General features: G+C 38.1%; 9 protein-coding genes. All 9 read left to right on the top strand.

Features of this window, described 5'->3' with window-relative positions; translation table 11 throughout:
• The first annotated feature begins 180 nt into the window (after nucleotides 1-180).
• The 9 genes from C7D53_RS05615 (at nucleotide 181) to C7D53_RS05575 (ending at nucleotide 19240) form a co-directional block, all read left to right on the top strand.
• Nucleotides 181-1305, top strand: coding sequence for a helix-turn-helix domain-containing protein (locus C7D53_RS05615; RefSeq protein ID WP_106915378.1), 1125 nt, complete (start codon nucleotides 181-183; stop codon nucleotides 1303-1305).
• Between the two features lie 155 nt (nucleotides 1306-1460).
• Nucleotides 1461-2564, top strand: a complete 1104-nt coding sequence (locus C7D53_RS05610) for a serine hydrolase domain-containing protein (protein ID WP_228422194.1) — start codon at nucleotides 1461-1463, stop codon at nucleotides 2562-2564.
• Nucleotides 2565-2711: 147 nt separating this feature from the next.
• Nucleotides 2712-5102, top strand: a complete 2391-nt coding sequence (locus tag C7D53_RS05605) for a TonB-dependent receptor (RefSeq protein ID WP_106915377.1) — start codon at nucleotides 2712-2714, stop codon at nucleotides 5100-5102.
• Between the two features lie 25 nt (nucleotides 5103-5127).
• Nucleotides 5128-6405 carry a DUF4374 domain-containing protein gene (locus tag C7D53_RS05600; protein ID WP_106915376.1) on the top strand — a complete coding sequence of 426 codons (1278 nt, stop codon included), beginning with the start codon at nucleotides 5128-5130 and terminating at the stop codon, nucleotides 6403-6405.
• A gap of 106 nt (nucleotides 6406-6511) precedes the next feature.
• A complete protein-coding gene (locus C7D53_RS05595) occupies nucleotides 6512-6925 on the top strand; it encodes a hypothetical protein (protein ID WP_162926095.1) in 414 nt (137 codons plus the stop codon).
• A gap of 5 nt (nucleotides 6926-6930) precedes the next feature.
• Nucleotides 6931-8394, top strand: a complete 1464-nt coding sequence (locus C7D53_RS05590) for a flavin-containing monooxygenase (protein WP_106915374.1) — start codon at nucleotides 6931-6933, stop codon at nucleotides 8392-8394.
• A gap of 31 nt (nucleotides 8395-8425) precedes the next feature.
• Nucleotides 8426-12304: an AMP-binding protein gene (locus C7D53_RS05585; RefSeq protein ID WP_106915373.1), complete on the top strand. Its 3879-nt coding sequence runs from the start codon at nucleotides 8426-8428 to the stop codon at nucleotides 12302-12304.
• A gap of 16 nt (nucleotides 12305-12320) precedes the next feature.
• The gene (locus tag C7D53_RS05580) at nucleotides 12321-17333 is read left to right on the top strand and encodes a beta-ketoacyl synthase N-terminal-like domain-containing protein (RefSeq protein ID WP_106915372.1); all 5013 of its coding nucleotides are present in this window, start codon (nucleotides 12321-12323) and stop codon (nucleotides 17331-17333) included.
• A gap of 17 nt (nucleotides 17334-17350) precedes the next feature.
• Nucleotides 17351-19240 carry a type I polyketide synthase gene (locus C7D53_RS05575; RefSeq protein WP_106915371.1) on the top strand — a complete coding sequence of 630 codons (1890 nt, stop codon included), beginning with the start codon at nucleotides 17351-17353 and terminating at the stop codon, nucleotides 19238-19240.
• The last annotated feature ends 9 nt before the right edge of the window (nucleotides 19241-19249 follow it).

Raw genomic sequence — 19249 nt, 5'->3', positions numbered from 1 at the left:
GCTTTTTTATTTATTCCTCCACCCTCCGAAGTCTTCTGACTTTGAGCAAGTATAAAGAAAATAACCTTATTTACCACCTCAAAGCCAGAAGACTTTCCACATCACAGCACAATATTTGAAAAATGATTACTACCAATCATTTCTCTTTATGACTTATATCCTATTTTTGTAAAAAAACTAATGGACAAATTAAGTTTTCTGGAAGTCATTGCTGCGATTGCTGTTTTTGTATCGCTGCTGCTTGCCGTATTTTTATTAACGGTAAAAACTGAAAGAAAACTGGAAAACAGATTATTTGCAGCATTCCTTATCATTAATGCCATTGATATCAGCGGACTTTTTATGCACCTTTTTGTGGATAGTTACAATATGAAAGCTTTCAAAATATCTGCCTACTTATTGACAATGCCCCTTTTCTATCTGTACGTTAATGCCGTTTGCTATTCTGATTTTACCTTAAAAAGAAAGCATTTACTGCATCTTATTCCTTTCATTGTTGTCAATTTAATTTTAGTTCCAAGACTTTATCTGGCAGAGGGGGCTGCCAAAGAAGACTTCTTTAAAATCATGTGGTACTCCCCGGAAATGCTTGTTTATCAATTCATCGGGGAACTGCAGTTTTTCTTTTATGTCATTGCCACATTCCTTGTCATTAAAAAATACAAGAAGATTTATCTTGAAAACTATACCAATCCAAACACTTTGCTATACAAATGGCTGTCTCAGCTTACAGTGATTTTTTTGGTCATCCATTTATGTATTATTTTAAAGAATATTGTAAGGTACACTCAGCATAGAGATCTGTTTATCTGGTTGAATATTGTTGCAGGAACGGTATTTTTAATGGCTGCCTGCTGGTTTATATTAAAGGCCTTAAATTATCCCGAGCTTTTTCGCAGAATTGATTCCACCATACAACCAACAAAAGATTTTGCCGAAACACTGGAAACTGAAAATAAAACTGACGAAACAAAAAACATTCAGATCGGACAGCTTAGAAATTTCATGGTTGAAAAAGAACCCTTTTTAAACCCTTCTCTCACCATTCAGGAATTGGCAGATCAGGTGGAAATTCCGGTTCGTGAGTTGTCTGTATTGATTAATCATCATATCAATCAGCACTTTTTTGATTTTGTGAATGAATATCGTATTAAAAAAGCAATGACCATTCTGAAGGACCCTACGAGAAAAGAAGTCACCGTTTTAGAAATCTTATATGAAGTAGGTTTCAACTCGAAATCTTCTTTTCACACTTCATTTAAAAAATACACGAATCAAACACCAACAGCTTTTAGAAATAACTGACAATTAAACAATTGTAAATAATCGGACTCCAGTTTGCAGATAATCGGACTCATTTTAATGAATAAAATGAGTCCGACTTTTTTATGTGGACTTTTTTCAAGATTCTCTATAGCATATTTGCATCAGATTATAAATATCAAATTAAAATTCTGACCATGAAATATTTAATCTCTACTTTATTTTTTGCCTTACTTGGGTGCAAAAGTGTCCATCCAACCAATAACCAAAATATTGAAAATGCGATTACAAAAAATGCTCTTCAGTTATTAGAAGACAATAGATTTCATTCTGTTTCTGTTGCTGTTTTTAAGGATGGAGAATCCACCATAAAGCATTTTGGGGAATTAACCATTGGAAAAGGAAACAAACCCAACGATTCTACCCTTTATGAATTAGCCTCTGTCACTAAAACCTTTACAGGTTATATAGCTGCTAAAGCCGTACTTGATAAAAAAATAAATTTAGAGGATGATATTAGAATCTATCTTAACGAACCTTATCCTAATTTAGAATTTAAAGGAGAACCTATCAAAATCAAACATCTCATCACCCATACGAGTGGATTTCCCAATTTTCCTATAAAAAGCGAAAATAAAAAGGCTTTTTTTGAGGGATTAAAACTCATCAACATTGGAACAAAACCCGGAGAAGTGTATTTCTATTCAAACACAGCTCCAGAATTAACAGCTTATATCCTTGAAAAAGTATATCAAAAATCTTTTGAGGAATTGGTCATTGAATTTGTTTTGAAACCCAATAAAATGAACCAAACCAAGTTTACACTCGATAAAAACGACAGAACAAGATTGGTAAAAGGCTATAATGATAAAAATGAGTTAATGCCTAACTTCAATAGAACCTTATGGGGTGGGATTTCAGGATTGCATTCCACCACTACAGATTTAGTGAAATATATGAAATTGCAACTTGATCCATCCAATCTTATTGTTAATGAATCTCATAAAAAATTATATAAAGAAGGTTCTGATTTTTGGGAAGGTTATCATTGGTACATCATCGAAAATAATAATGAATTAATCTATAGACATCACGGTGGCATCTACGGAATGCAAAATTGGTTTGTAATTTATCCTAAAAAAAATATAGGGATATCGATATTAACAAATACCAGTTTTAATGAAACAGGAGAAATCTTAGAAAAAGTAGTTGATAATCTGTACAATGACATCATTATAAACCAGAAAAATCAACCTACGGCTGTTAAACGGGATCAAAGCGAGGCCAGAAAAACACCATAAACCACTGATTTACATACAAAAAGAATTTATTTTCCGCTCAATAACATACGATCAAAGCTACAAAATATCATTAAGACATAAATCATGTTTTATTTTTAAACCATTTGTAAATTATTTATTTATATTTGGACTAATTATAAATAACACATGAAACTAATTTTTGAGCGTTTAAACTGCAACAAGTTTATAGCAGTATTTTTTTTAACTGCATTTTCAGTCAATAACACTGATGCTCAAACAATTATAAACGTAAAAAACGAATTAAAAGAATCAATTTCAGGAGCAAAGATCACTGTTCAAGGAAATGGAGTTATTTCACAACAGACGACAGATGGGAATGGACAGGTAACAATTTATCAAAAACCAGGCACATATATGGTTTCTATAGAAAATTTGTTATTTAGGAAAAAAGACTTTAAAATTCAGATCAGTGAAGAACGGGAAACCCTGGATGTTACCCTTTTGAAATCTGCTTATGAACTTGAAGAAGTGATTGTGGAAGGAACAAAACTTACTGCATCACAGAAAATACGTGAATCTCTATATACTCCTGAAGTCATTGATTTCAAAGAATTTAAAACAACTTCCAAAACAGTTATTGAAGCCTTAAACCTAGCCTCTGGAATGCGTATACAGCAGCAAGGCGGGATGGGCAGCGATGTAAATATTATCCTTAACGGGATAGATGGAAAGGATGTACGGGTATTTGTAGATGAAATTCCGGTTTATCTTTTGGGCCGCGGTTTTGAGTTGCAAAATCTCACCGCCAATATGATTGACCGTGTTGAAGTTTACAAAGGTCTGATCCCTGTACAGTTTGGCTCTGATGCTTTAGGAGGAGTCATCAACATTGTGACAAGACAGGGAGAAAAGGATTTTCTGGGATTAGGTTATACTTATGGTTCCTGGAATTCTCACGAAGCTACCCTCAACGCTTCCGGACATCCTTTCAAAAACAAAAAATTCTACGCCGGATTTGATGCAGTCTACCGTCATTCTGACAATAATTACTGGATGGATGATGTAGATGTGGTGGTTGATGATCTATATAATACGAAAAAAGGACGTGCCAGAAGATTCAATGATCAATATGATTTTGCATTGGCCAAAGTACAACTAGGCATTAAAGATTTGAGTTGGGCTGATAATCTGAAATTCATTTCTTCTTTTAGCCACACCTATAAAGAATGGCAGCACGGAATTACAGCCTTGCAGCCTTGGGGAGAGCCTTTTTCCAAAGAATATACAGGAGGGGTCGCTCTAAACTGGAAAAAATCTAGTGCAGAAAAAAACAAATGGCAGATTGACGTAACTGCCGGATACAATTTTGAGCAGACTTATTTCGAAGATATCTCCTCCCGAATCTATTTCTGGGATGGCAGCTATGCCCAGGGAACCAATAAGGGAGAAAGTGGCTTATACAGCCAAGGGCGTACACCCAAAATTAATCAGAACACATTCTACGCCAGGGAAAATGCATTTTTCAGACTAGGAGATCACTACAAGCTGAATGTCAATCTATTGACTACAAAAACGGAATTTACCGGAGAGGATAAAGCTGGTACAGCCACTTACAAAGAAGATCCCTTTAAGGTTCCTCAGACTCTTTTCAATAATTTTTTCGGCACCGCACTTGAATCGAAATTTTTACAAGGTCATTTGATTTCCAATACTTCTTTCAAACATTATTACAACGAGGTAAAGGGTGTTAATTTTAAGATTAACAATGAATTTGACAAAATCAATTCTTCTTCTTCTTCCGATATAGGCTTTGGTCAGGTATTCAAATGGATAGCAACACCCAAAATATCGTTCCTGCCCGGCTATGAATATACGGTTCGCCAACCTGACAGCAGAGAAATCTTTGGAGACTATATCACCACCAGCCCGAATCCTAATCTTAAATCGGCCAAAAGTCATAACATCAACTTCAAGGTGCAGTACAAAGCTTTAGACGGAAAAATTTTTACGGGGATCGGAGGTTTCTACAGAAATACAAAAGACCGTATTCTTCTCACCACTTTTTCAAATGCTCTTGCTGCTTATACCAATTTATTAAAAACATCTACTCTTGGAGCTGAATGGTTCATGGAATACAAGCTTAATAATAAAATTCGCTTTAATCTTAATGCTACCTATCTGGATACCAGATTACGGGGCGTGGATGATTCAGGAATTTTTAATGATAAATACATTGGAGCAAGAATTCCTAATACTCCATATTTATTCGGAAATGCTCAGGTTGCTTATACATTGGATCCCGGAAATAAAAGAAACTATTATTTCAGATTTTTATATACCGGATCCTACGTTCATGAGTATTTCCTTACATGGGGCATCAATGGGGTTAAATCTTCCAAAACAATCATCCCCTCACAGTTTGTCAATGATGTTTCCGTTTCTGTTCATTCTAAAAATGAAAAATGGAGCCTTGCCCTTGACTGTAAAAATCTGACCAACGCTAAAGTCTATGATAACTTCTCTGTTCAAAAACCGGGACGGAGTATTTATGCCAAAATAACGTATCAATTTAACTAAACAAAAATCATAAAAAATCAAAACAATGAAGAACAAACTAACTGCTTTAAGTTTTATGCTGCTGGCATTTGTATCTTGTAACAGTAAGGATGATGAACCTGGAAATCAGACATCTGATAACGGATCTGCTAATTTTGCCCTGATTACAAGACCGCAAAATTCCAATGGAATGTCTTTTTCAGCCTATATGCAGAAAATTGAATCTCCGGATGTAACAGGAACTATAGATAATGCAAAAGCACACGAAATCTCAGCGTCTCACTCAGGAGGAATCTACGAATTTAAAAAATCGGTATATGTGAATGATTATCAAAATAAATCAATCACAAAATGGAGTCTGTCCAATTCAAATGCCGGAGAGAAAAGAGGTTCTATTTCAGTTCCTGAGCTTGGATTTCAGGGAAATATTGCATTTAAGGATGAAAATACAGCTTATATAGGAGGATCCGGAAAGATTGTGATCTTTAATCCTTCTACAATGACCAAAACAGGAGTGATCGACTGGACCTCGATGTCAAGAGTTGGACAGGTAACTAACTTCCCTACTTCCGGAGCAAAAATTCAGGCGGATGGTGTTACCGAGATCATCATCAATGGAAATTATATGTATGCTGCATTGTATTATATGAATGATTTTAATACGTTTACTCCGGCTACGACAACTTGTGATATTCTTGTTATAGACCTGACCAAAATCAATAATTCATCCAGCAATAACTCTAATGCATTGGTGAAAATTATCACTGATACAAGAGGATCTTTTACCGGAGCGTGGAATACCGGCGGTGGTGTTTATTACATGAATAAAACGGAAACCGGAGATATTTATGTATTGTGTCATAATGTATTCGGAGGAGCCAGAAATATGATTGGAAAACCAGCTTGTATGCTAAGAATCAAAAATGGAGCTACAGAGTTTGATCAGGACTATTATTTTAATCTGGAAGCGGCATCACAAGGAAATGGTAACCCTGTAACCAATTTCGAATACTATGGGAACGGTAAATTCCTTGCTACAGTACTAGACCCTTCGAAACTGGATCCAGCCAATCCCTATTCATACAATACAGATGCTATTTTCCGTTGGTGGAGCTTTGATCTAAACACCAAAACGGCTACAAAAGTAGATGATGATTACACCATTGGCGGGAAAGTAGCAAGATGCTATTTTGCGAACGGCTTCGCTTATGTTCCCTTTGCCAATAAAACGAGCAACTACATCAATAAAATTAATCTAAGCAACTTAAGCAAAACAAAAACGGTCACTACAACAGGAATGTCTCATATTCTAAAACTAAACTAGGACCTTGTGTTGGATGGAGCATCCGAAATGCACTCAGATGCTCATCCATTACAATTCGTCATTTTAAAATTTTCACACTAAAAAATCAAATATTATGAGAAAAACCATGACCATATTGAGATATGTTTTTGCTGTTATCCTTATACTTTTCGGTATCATAGGAACATATGCCATGATTACAGAAGGTTATAATCCTCAAAGTGAGGGCATTCTTTTATTTGGAAAAACCTTTCGTCAACTGCATGATGCTATTATGATGAGCTATTTGGGGCCTTTTGTCCGTTTAGCTCAATTATTTGCAGGAATACTTCTACTGACCAAAAGATACTGGTGGATAGGTTTATTGTTCTACCTTCCCTTTGCCGTCAATATTTTTTTAATCCATATTATTCACGATATGCCACCTGCTCATCCAGGATTTTTTGCCTCAGGCATGACTGTATCTATCCTGAATTTCATTCTGGTATTCTATGAAAAAGATCGCTTGAAACAACTCGTCGTCACTCCAAAAACCAAGTAAATAAAATGGCCGCCAATCACAGAATTTACGAAGCGTTAATAGTAGGATCAGGATTTTCTGGTATTTCAATGGCAATAAGCTTAAAAAAACGAGGAATTCATTCTTTTCTTATCTTGGAAAAGGCGAACGATATTGGAGGAACATGGAGAGACAATACCTATCCAGGAGCCCAATGCGATGTACCTTCTGCTTTGTACAGCTACTCTTTTGAACCCTTTCCCGGCTGGAAAAAAAAATGGTCAGATCAGCCGCAAATTCTCGAATATCTCAAATTGAATGTAGAAAAGAATGGGCTACAAGACCATATCCTGTATGAGAAAGAGTTTTTATCATCTTCATTTATAGAAAAGGAAGGGTATTGGGAAGTGATATCCAAAGAGGGAGACACGTATGCAGCCCGATCTTTAATTATGGCTATAGGCCAGCTACATCATCCTAAAATCCCCAATTTCAAAGGAACGAATAGCTTCAAAGGAGATACCTGGCATTCTGCAAAATGGAACCACGACATTGATCTGAAAGGAAAACGTGTAGGAGTCATAGGCAACGCTGCAAGTGCTATTCAGTTTATTCCGAAAATTGTTCCACAGGTAGAATCTCTGACTGTTTTTCAGCGGAGTGCAAAATGGTTATTACCAAAGAAAAACTCGTTTTACAATGATAAAAACAGACGTTTGCATCAAAAATATCCCTTCATACTCAATTGGTCCCGCCATTCTAATAATACATTCAATGGAGTGTTTTATCATTTGATGGGACAGAACAAACTCTGGAAAAAGTTTTGGCAGGGAGTAAGCATGAGTCACCTTAAAAAGTCTGTAAAAGATCCGGAACTGTTGAAAAAACTAACACCGGATTATCCCATGGGAGCAGTTCGTGTTCTTTTGTCAGACGAGTATTATCCTGCTCTGGCAAAAGAAAATGTCAACGTTAATATCGAGGGAATCTCTCATTTCACGGAAGATGGTATTGTAACGCTTTCAGGAAGCAAGATTCCATTGGACATAATTATTTATGCGACAGGTTTTGAAAGTAACCCATTTTTGAAAGGATTGAATATCCACGGATTAAACGGAATTTCTATAAGCAATGCATGGGAGCATTCCACAGAAACTTATCTCGGAATCTCTACAACAGGGTTCCCGAACTTCTTTATGATGTTTGGTCCCAATACAAATCTGGCCCACAGTTCCGTCCTGCTTATGGTAGAAAGCCAGGCCCATTACATTACAGAATGCCTCACTCATATTTCAAGAAATAAACTGAAATATATGAACGTAAAGCCGGATTTTCAGAAGAATTTCACCCATCAGGTCAATGAAAGAATGAAAAAAAAGGCCTGGACTCTGGTAAAAGACAGCTGGTATAAAGACGGAGATGTTATCCTCAATAACTGGCCCGGAAAAGCCAAAGAATATCAAAAAATGACAAAAACGATAGACGAATCTGCCTATACTTTTTGTCCATAAAAACAACCATCAATAAACAAATACAACTAACATGGAAAAAAGTCATGTTCAAGTTATGCACCCTATATCAGATCATCAGCCAATTGAAAATAAAGATCAATGTCTGATCGATTTTCTGATGAAGAGAAGTATACAATATCCGAATAAAATAGCATTCAGTGACATAGATATTGATCTTCAGGAAACACCACTTACCTATTCAGAATTTTTATTTCAGGTAAAGAAATATGCGCAGGATTTAAAAAATGAAGAAATAGAAAAAGGAGACCGCTGCCTTTTGATTTTTAATCAGGGTATTGAATTTATTATTGCTTTTTTAGCCTGTCAATGGATTGGAGCAATCCCGGTTCCCCTTAATATTCCTGGACGGTCAAAACCATTGGATAAATGGGAAAATATTGCCAAAGAATGCCTTCCGAAAGCCATTATTACAGGTGAAAAAAGTGCGACAAGACTCAGTCAGTCTTTAAATAAATCTGAACTGCTTGGTAAAATCCCGCTTCTCAAAGTAGAAGTTAGTGATTCAAAACATTTTACAGCAGGCTTTACAGATCAGCCTGATATTCATCCCACTGCATTTTTGCAATACACCTCAGGTTCTACAGGAAATCCTAAAGGAGTTGTGGTAACACAGGATTCACTAATAAAAAATTCCAGAGAGTCTAAAAAGAATATGAATGCCACTCCGGACAGTGTGTTTGTGAGCTGGCTTCCCTTTTACCATGACATGGGGCTCATCCTATTTATCGTTCAGACAATTTATAATGGTAACAGCCTATATCTGATGAAGCCTGAAGATTTTATGAGTAGACCCCTCAACTGGATATATGCGATCAGTAAGTGGAAAGGCACCCATACCGGAGGTCCTAACTTCGCTTATCAACTGGTTGCCGATAAACTCGTACAGCTTCATCATGAGCTTAAAAAAAACAATCAGAAAACAGATATTTCTCTGGAAACTCTTAAAATGTGTGCATCAGGTGCTGAGCCCATCCGTTTTAAAACAATTTGTGATTTTCAAAATGCCATTTCATTGTTTGGCGCCCATGATCATGTCATTTCTCCCGGTTATGGTTTAGCTGAAGCTACTTTAACGGTTGCCTTAAATAAAGAAGGTGAAAAAGTAAAATGGTTAAAAGTGGATAAAGAAGCCCTGAAGAAAAATACAGTGATTCTTCAGCAAAGCGGCTATATGGAAACAGGTAGGGATTTCGATGAAAATGAAAATTCTGTATACCTGGTAGGTAACGGACAAGTCATAGATAACCATGGGATAGATATTATCGCAATTTCTGACCTTGAAAAAACTTTACCGGATTCTATTTCAGGTTTCAATATTCAAGAGCCCTATTCTATCGGTGAACTATGGTATTCAGGACCTTCTGTGACTGATGGATATTATGAAAACAAACAGGCTACTTCCGAAAGCTACTACCACTCCCTAGCCAATGATACGATCTATCTACGGACCGGTGATTTAGCATTCAAAGATGAGGATGGACAGATTTATATTGTTGGTAGAATCAAGGATCTTATTATCATCAGAGGTTTAAATTATTACCCCCAGGATATTGAACGTACTGCCTGTTATTCACATGAGGATCTAAGAATTGATGGAGCTGCTGCTTTCGCAATGAATAAAGATGGAAACGAATGTTGTTATATTGTACAGGAACTGACCCGAAGTGCTGTCCTCTCCCCCCGATTTGATGAATATGCAAAAGCCATACGAAATTCAGTATTACAGGAGCATGGAATCGTAATTGAAACCATTCTTTTTGTTGCTCCGATGCATGTTCCCCGAACAACAAGCGGTAAAATTCAGAGACGACTGGCGAAGAAAACAACCGAACTTAATGAATGGGAAAACATTTTACATATTTCCTCTTTAGGTATAGTAGCCCCTAAAAAGGAAACCTATTTTGTACAACCTAGTCTTCAGGATGATAAATTTAAAAATATCATTCAGGAATTACAGCACTTCCTCCAATCAAGAGTAGACAGCTATACCATTGACGAAAGACGTACCATCCCTCCTTATATCATGACAGAATTTTCCCGAATGGGACTGATGGGACTTTTAATTCCAACAGAAAACGGCGGGCTGGGCTGTAGTCTCAGCCAGGCAAGAATTGTAATCGAAATAATTTCGTCCACAGATTTAACATTGGGGTTATTCGCAAGCCTTCACAACTTACTGGGGCTGCATCCTATTGCAAAATTTGCCAAAGAAGAAATCAGGGATAAAGTAGTACGAGAACTGGCAGCAGGTAAAGGAACCGCCAGCTTTGCCTTGAGTGAACCGGGTGCAGGTAGTAATCCTAATGCTGGTAAAACTTTTGCACAAAAACATAACGACCATTGGATCTTAAATGGCGAAAAATGCTGGGTTGGCTCCTCTTCATGGGCAAGCTACCTGACAGTCATTGCCCATACTCAGGATGAAAATGGTAAATATTTGGGACAATCTGCATTTTTAGTACCGCAGGGAACTCCCGGGTTGAGCCATATTGAAGAGTGTATGACTATGGGAATGCGCGGTACGGTACAAGGACATTTTATAATGAATGATGTACAGATTCAAAATTCACATGTACTGGGAGAGATCGGTAAAGGGGCTGAAGTTCTTCATGAAGTGGTATCAATGGGGCGTATTGGAATCAATTCCATGTGCATTGGAATCCTGAAAACCGTTTTATCCAGATCTAAACGATGGGCCGAAAACAGAAAAGTGAACTCCGGATACCTCATTGATCAGCCTGTTGTTCTTAAACAACTGAACGAACTGTTATGGGTTCTTGAAATCATAGAAACGTATCAATCAAAACTGGTACAATGGAAAGATGAAAGACTCCTGCTTCCTGATATGCTGGTAAGCGCCGGAAAAATTTTCTCTACCGAAGAAACCTGGAAAGGAGTTGATTTTCTGATGCAGATCACAGCTGCCAGAGGCTATTCGGAACCTAATGGCATTGCACAGCTTTTCCGTGATACCCGTGTACTGAGAATATTTGAAGGGCCTACAGAATCATTAATTGCTGATCTGGGAGGACGTACTGATGCAGGAATTATGGAGGTCTTAAACTTTTTAACCTATCAGCATATAGCCATCAACCCTAAAGTTGAAACAGAAAAAATACAGATGATCAAACAGCAATTCGAACACAATATAACGGATTCTGACGGACATCACAGGAAGTTTGCCCGATATGCTTTTGGAGAAGTGCTCACCTATCAGCTGATTGCATGGATATGTCAGGACGACATCTCCTCTCACGCCAAAAACTGGCTGGAGAAAAAAATAACAACCATCATTACAGATAGTCTTGAATTTAATACAAGCCTACTTGCCAAACAACGATTTGAAAAACAGTTTAACCATGTTCTGAAAGATCACCAGACTATTTACACGCAGCCCGTTGCTCATGAAACGTCTATCCGTTCTCCTTTCCGGGATCTGCGCATGATAGAAACCCAAAACACTTCGGAAAAATCAGAAAAACAAAGTACTGCTGAGAAAGTAATATTTTTGGCTACGACAGCAGAATCCAATAGTTCAGAGTCCATCAGACAGCCATTAAACAATAAAAATATTTCAGAAATAGAAACCTGGATCTATAATTGGCTAGAAAAAGAAGCAGGAATTGAGCCGAGTCTCTTCACCCCATTCACTTCTTTTTCAGAATATGGACTTGATTCTTCATTGTCGATACGTTTTATAAGCGATATCAATACCCGATATACCATTCATGTGGAACCATCCATCATATGGAGCTATTCAACAGTCAACGAACTGGCAGCCTATCTGTGTGAGTTTGAAATCAAATCATCCGGACAAATAGCAGCCAATGATAAAGGACTGGACGATGACTTCCTGAAAGGGCTATTAGAAGACGATCAAACCTCATAATCTCAAACAACAACATATGAACACCATCAAAAAAAATAAGATCGCGGTCATTGGTTTGGATTGCAGATTTCCCGGACAATCCAATGGCCCGGATCAGTTTTGGGATGCCCTTTTACATAAAAAAGACGGTATAATCCCCATACCTTCGGATCGTTGGGATCATTCTTTTTACTACGATCCCGAAGGAGGCAAAGGAAAAACCTTTGTTGACCGTGCAGGTTTTATTTCAAACGTATTCGATTTTTCTCCCTCCAGCTTTGGGATTCCCGAAAAAGAAGCCGCTGACATCGATCCTCAGCAGCGTCTACTTATCCAGTCGTCATGGAACAGTATTCAGAATGCAGGCTATAAAATTGACGTCATCAAAGAAAAAACAGGCGTATTCTTTGGTCTGAGTTACCGTGATTATTACGATTTCGACATTGCTCCGAATGGTGTAAACGGTTATACAGCCTCTAATCCATTGGGAAATATTAATGCGATTGCAGCAGGAAGAGTAGCCTATTTATTAGGATTGAACGGGCCTGCGATTCAACTGGACACCATCTGCTCCTCATCGCTGATGACCCTCCATTTAGCGTGCCAGAGTCTGCTGAATAATGAATGTGATTATGCCCTTTCAGGAGGGGTAAACTGTATCTTATCCCCTCATGCTTTGGTGGCATTAGCTCAAATGGGAGCTTTATCAAAATCTGCTCAATGCCAGGCTTTCTCCAAAAATGCGGATGGCTATATTCGTGGCGAGGGTGTAGGAGTTCTTTTACTGAAACGCCTTGAGGATGCCGAAAGAGATGGCGATTATATCTACGGAACTGTAGAAGGAACCACAACCAACCACGATGGACGCAGCAATGGATTAACCGCTCCCAACGGCAAAGCACAAATAAAACTCATAGAAACCTGTCTTAAAAAAGCTGGACTTTCTGCCGAAGATATAGGCTATGTAGAGGCCCATGGAACAGGTACATATCTTGGTGATCCGGTAGAGCTGGAAGCTCTTTATCAGGTATTCGGGAATGCAAAGTCATCCACTGAACCTCTTTTTGTAGGATCCGTGAAATCCAATATAGGACATCTGGAACCTGCAGCCGGAGTTGCTTCATTAATCAAGTCTCTGCTGATTCTAAAAAATAATATGATCCCTGCAGGACTGCATCTGGAAGAGCTTAATCCGGGTTTTAAATGGAACGAAAAACCCATTGTTCCTGTAAAGGAAACTAAAGATTGGGAAAACGATAAAAAATATATTGGGATAAGTGCCTTCAGTATGACCGGAGCCAATGTACATGCCATATTAGGGAAAGCTCCTGAACAAACAGTAGATCATTCTTCAGTTGCATTAGCGAAGTACCCAATTATCATTTCTGCACAAAATGAAAAAACTTTAAATCAATATATTTCTTCCCTTTTATACGGTATAGACAAAAATACACCTATTTCAGATCTGTCCAATACCATGATGAACGGGCGAGAAATGTTTGAAAGGTCTATGTATGCTTATTTTGATAACACGCAAGATTTTATCAGGGAACTTGAAAACTATCAAAATGGTAATCAAAATATTTTCAACACCGTTTCACTGAAAGGAAAGAGAAAAAGAAATCAGCTTGTTTTAAATATTCGAAACTTTAATGACTTCAATCCGGAAGCTCTTCAAATATGGAGAAAAGAGGAATTGTTCAAACCGTCTATTACAAAGGTAGACCTTATTCTGACAAAATTATTCGGTAAATCACTTGCTGATCTTTCAAATAATCCTGCTACAGAAATTGAACACAAAGCGATCCGTTTTGCTCAGGCATTGATATGGACTGACCCAATTATTTCCTTATTAAAAACGGACGCTGAATTAAATACATCTGGCGATGGAGATTATCTGGGTGCTGTTTTCAGCGGATTGTTAAGCATTGAAGAAGCATTATTGCTATTTATTCTGGAAAACGGAACAAAACGGGCTCAATTGCTTGACAGAATTACCTTCCGTACAGGAACTCAACATTGGGAAAAAGCAGAAAAAGCGGCTGATAAAGAATTTTGGATTGAAAAACCAGAAGAGGCTTCGATAAAAGAGATCACAATAAATGTTCTCAATGATGCATCACTTGTTTCCGTTTCACAAACAGATGAAACAGAGCAATTATTTGATTTTTTGCTGTACAGCTATGCAAAAGGAGTTGAAATGGACTGGACACTCGTTTTAGGAAACAAAACTTTAAGAAAAGTACCCCTTCCTCCTGCTCCACTCGCTATGGCAGCCTATATCTCAGAATCGTATAGAATTAACAGCAGGAAAGATCCAAAAGCTTTCGGAAGCATTCAACAGCCCGAAAAAGAGAGCATTATTGCTTCCATTCTTCATCATCAGTTGGATGTCAAACAGAATGACAGAAAAAGCTTTACCTCATCATTTAGCCCTGAACAAGATGTCTTCATTAAAGATCATATCGTCAACGGAACCTATATTTTTCCGGGTTCAGGATATCTTTCTATGATTGTTGAGGCCTTGTTTTATCTTCAAAACAACCATCGGATCACTTTAAGAAATGTACAGATCTTTCAACCAATGAGTTTCCATTCATTACAGGAAAAAAGACAAGTACAACTGGATTTAATCTATGATAACAACGAAAAGCCATTTACAGAAAATGGTTCCTGGGAAATTAAGAGCAGAAAAGATAAGGAAGACTGGACACTCCATATAAAAGGCAGTTTTGGACTTCGCTCTGAAAATAGATTCCCCGAATCACTACTTACAATTAATGAAGCGGTTTTAACCCCTGTAGATACCCTGATGTTTTATGATCAATTAGACAATTGGGGAATAGAATATGGTGCAGAATTCCGCTTGGTTAATCAAGTGAAAGCTGATGAACAGAGCATGAAGGCTGTGATAAAACAGAATGAAATAGCAACAGATTTATTGGCTTCACCGGAACTATTGGATGCCTGTATGCATGCTTTATTTTCAGCCAAAACATTTGAAAAGTTTTCAGAACCTTTTGTGCCCTCCCGTTATGATGAAATCAACTTTTATCAGCCACTCCACGGCCCTATTCATGCTTCAGGGGTATTATTAAAAGCCGATATTGATGCTATGAAAGCACAATTCAGTTTCTGTGACCCGGAAGGAAATCCTGTGATGGAAATTACATCCATGGAAATCCGAAAAATTTTAAATGAATTTTTGAAATCCGAAAAAGACACTGAAATAGTATATGAAGAGAAATGGGAGAAGCTCAACATCAGCTTAGAAAACAATCAGGAAAACATAAATGATGATCTTTCAAAAGATCTATGGATATTCCTGAATGCTCAACAGGCTATGGAGGCATTTTCAGCTTTTGAAAAAAATACGGACAATATTCCTCAAATCAACCTGATTACAGAAAGAAATGATGCAATATTAGATAAAGACATATCAGTGTTCAACAATTTCTCCAGTCTGATGACAGGTCTGAAAGAGGATAATGAACAACTCGTTCTTTTCGCACCTCCTATCAACAACATCAAAGGACTATCCTCAGTGTTTACCACATGTAAAGATCTGCTGTTGAATTTGCCTAAAAACATGAATTTCAGACTATGTACAATTAATGGAATAGCCATCCATCCTGAAGAAGAAGTCAATCCTTTCCAGACAGCACTTTGGGGACTCGCCCGAACCATGCCTATTGAAGCGAAACAAAGATGGAAAGGTGTTATTGATATTGCATCCATACAAGAAATGACACTTTTCTCAAATGCACTGGCAAAAAATCTTTTCACTGAGGATCAGCTAGTAATAAGGGATAAAAATATTTACACTCCTGTACTTACCCGAGAAATTGAAAATCCTTCTCAAAATATTCAGCCGAAAGGTGACTGGAAAAATCCGGTACTCATCACAGGTGGGTTAGGACAAATGGGCCGTGTATTTACCGAACAATTGATAAAACTCGGATGTAAAAACATCTATTTGCTGTCCCGTAATCCATCATGGCTACAGGCAGAAGAAAGCAAGATCAGCAAACTGAACCTCAGCCAATCACAGCTTGATTTCCGAAAATATGTGAAACAATGCAGATCAGAAGGTATTTTTATTTCCGCAGTAGCAGGAAAAGTAGATTCAGCTGAAGATATGCAAGCCATTGCTGCCATGCTAAAAGAACAAGGGATTGAAGAAATCAACCTGATTCATGCAGCCGGAGCCATTACCAGAAATAAAGTTACAGAAGCCAATACGGAAGATCTGGAATCGGAATGGAAAGCAAAATATGAAGGAGCGCTGCAACTGGATCAACAGTTCGGAAGTTTCAGGATAGGATTTACCTTATACACCTCTTCTATTGCATCACTTTGGTCAGGAGAAGGAGTCGCCGGATATTCAAGTGCCAACTTACTATTGGATGGTCTTGCCATTAACAGAAATCTTTCTGGGAAAAGAACACTTTCGGTTCGATTTGGAAGATTTTCCGAAAAAGGATTGATGAAAGACGAAGAAGCAAAGGAACTGGAAATTTCAGGTATTTTGACTGTTCCTATGAGTATTGCGGTTGACCAAGCACTAGAGTTGGCCACTACATCTGCTGTTACCAATCCTGCTATTATGAACATCGACTGGAAACGATTTATTCCGTTATATCAATTGCTAAATCATAATCAGCTTTTATCATTGCTTGATCATAAAGAAACTATATCAGGGGATAAGAGAGAGCAAAATACCAATAAAAATCCTCATAAACCTTTAAGGGAAATCATTCAGGAAATGGTGGCTGGCGAACTTGAAATTGATATTGATGAAGTGGATCCCTCTATTCCTCTTTTTGAATTGGGACTGGATTCTATCCACTCATTGGGTATACGCACCGACCTGGAAGAAATGCTTGGCATCAAACTATCGGTAAGCCTCATTTACGACTTTAATACAGTTGATCTTTTAAGTCAGCATCTTGAAAAATTAACCCAAAAAGTTTCGGATACCTCTGCCGGAGATAAAAAAGAAGAAAGCGAAGAGGATCTTTTAAAGCTTCTAATGCAGGAGCTACAGTAACACCAAAACAATACTTAATGGAAAACACCAATACAGATCGTTCGGATATCCTCAGAAAAGCTCTCGAGGAAATCAGGAGATTGAAGAAACAAATAGAACAAAATCAGGATTCCCTTTTTGAGCCTATTGCTATTGTAGGGATGGCCTGCCGCTTTCCCAAAGGAGCCAGCAGTCCGGCAAAATTCTGGAAAGCTCTGCAATCACAGGAAGACCTTATTGGTCCTATTCCTGAAAAGAGAGCTGAAAATACTTTAGGCGGAACATGGGAAGGAAGCCCTTTTCTAAAAGAGGCCGGCTATTTGGAAGAAGATATTGAAGCCTTCGACCATCGCTTATTCCGTTTCTCCCCAAGAGAAGCAGAACGTACAGATCCTCAGCAGAGACTATTTTTGAAAGTCTGCTGGGAAGCTTTAGAAAATGCAGGATATGCCCCTGATTCATTACGGGGAAGTAAAACCGGAGTGTATGCCGGTGTAATGCTCATGGAATATATGCAGCAGCTCGCTAACGAAAGAAAGCTTACTGCTCAGTTTGAGCCTTATGATGTATCAGGTAATGGATTTTCATTTATGTCCGGCAGAGCAAGCTATTTCTTTGGCTTTCAAGGGCCGGGAATTACTACAGACACCGCCTGTTCCTCATCACTCGTAAGTATTGATCTGGCTTGTAAAGGGTTATGGATGGGCGATTGCAATATGGCACTTGCCGGTGGGGTCAATCTGTTGCTTTTTCAGGAATCCACTGCTTTATTTTCTTCCCTGAATATCCTTTCACCGGAATGCCGCAGCAAATCATTTGATGCAGAAGCAAATGGAACCGTTCGTGGAGAAGGATGTGGTGTTGTAGTTCTTAAAAAACTATCGGATGCTGTAAAAGCTGGTGATCATATTCATGCTGTTATAAAAGCTTCGGGAGTCAATCAGGGTGGATTATCTTCCGGTCCTACTGTTCCTCATGGTCCTTCACAGGAAATGCTGCTGAAAGAAGTCTGGAAGAAAGCCGGAATCAGCGAAAACGGCCCTGACTATATTGAAGCGCACGGTACCGGTACCGAAATTGGTGATCCTATTGAAATGAACTCCATCATCCATTTGCTTCCTAAGGAAAGGCAAACACCAGTCTATGTGGGTACTGTTAAATCCAATCTTGGTCATCTTGAAGCGGCTGCAGGTGTAGCAGGATTCATTAAAACCGTATTGGCACTGGAACACCAAAAGGTTCCCGGAAATCTGCATTTCAATACCCCATCTACCCACATCAACTGGTCTGAATCCTGTATTGAAATTCCACAAAAAACCATAAAATGGAATTCTACGGAAAAACCACGGACAGCAGCTATCAGTTCTTTTGGCTTAAGTGGTACGAATGCTCATATTGTATTAGAAGAATATGAAAATTCAACCATAAATCCTGATGAAATACTAGCGTACAATTCCCGCAAATGGCCGCTTCGTTTCAGTGCCAGAAATCAATCCTGTATCAGAGATCAATGGGAGGCTTTTGCTTCTTTCTTAAAAGAAAACGAAAATCTGAATATGGCTGAACTCTCCTACAGCCAGAACGTATCCAAAGCCGACTTTAAGGAAAAACAGGTCATCTGGGCAACGGATAAAGACGAAGCGCTTCAGATTTTAGAAACTGCCCTTACCGATGAATCCGATAGCATTTCTATAAAAGGTCTTTGGAGAAACAGCAATGATGTTTCTGAAATATCTGAGAAAAGTATGAATGGAATTTCTTTCTCAGATACCCTCACCCATCCTGACCTGGAACAGAATCTTTTTGCAGATTGGATAAAAGGCCACAAAATCGACTGGAAATCCTATTACAAAGGATGTGGCATACGAAAAGAGAATATCCCGAATTATCAGTTTCGGGAAAAAGTATTCGGGTTGAAAACCACCTGATGCTGAGCT

The sequence above is a fragment of the Chryseobacterium aurantiacum genome, assembly GCF_003020585.1.
GTDB classification, from domain to species: Bacteria; Bacteroidota; Bacteroidia; order Flavobacteriales; family Weeksellaceae; genus Chryseobacterium; species Chryseobacterium aurantiacum.
The sequence above is the reverse complement of the archived record's forward strand: the minus strand, read 5'-3'. Positions and strand labels throughout refer to the sequence as shown.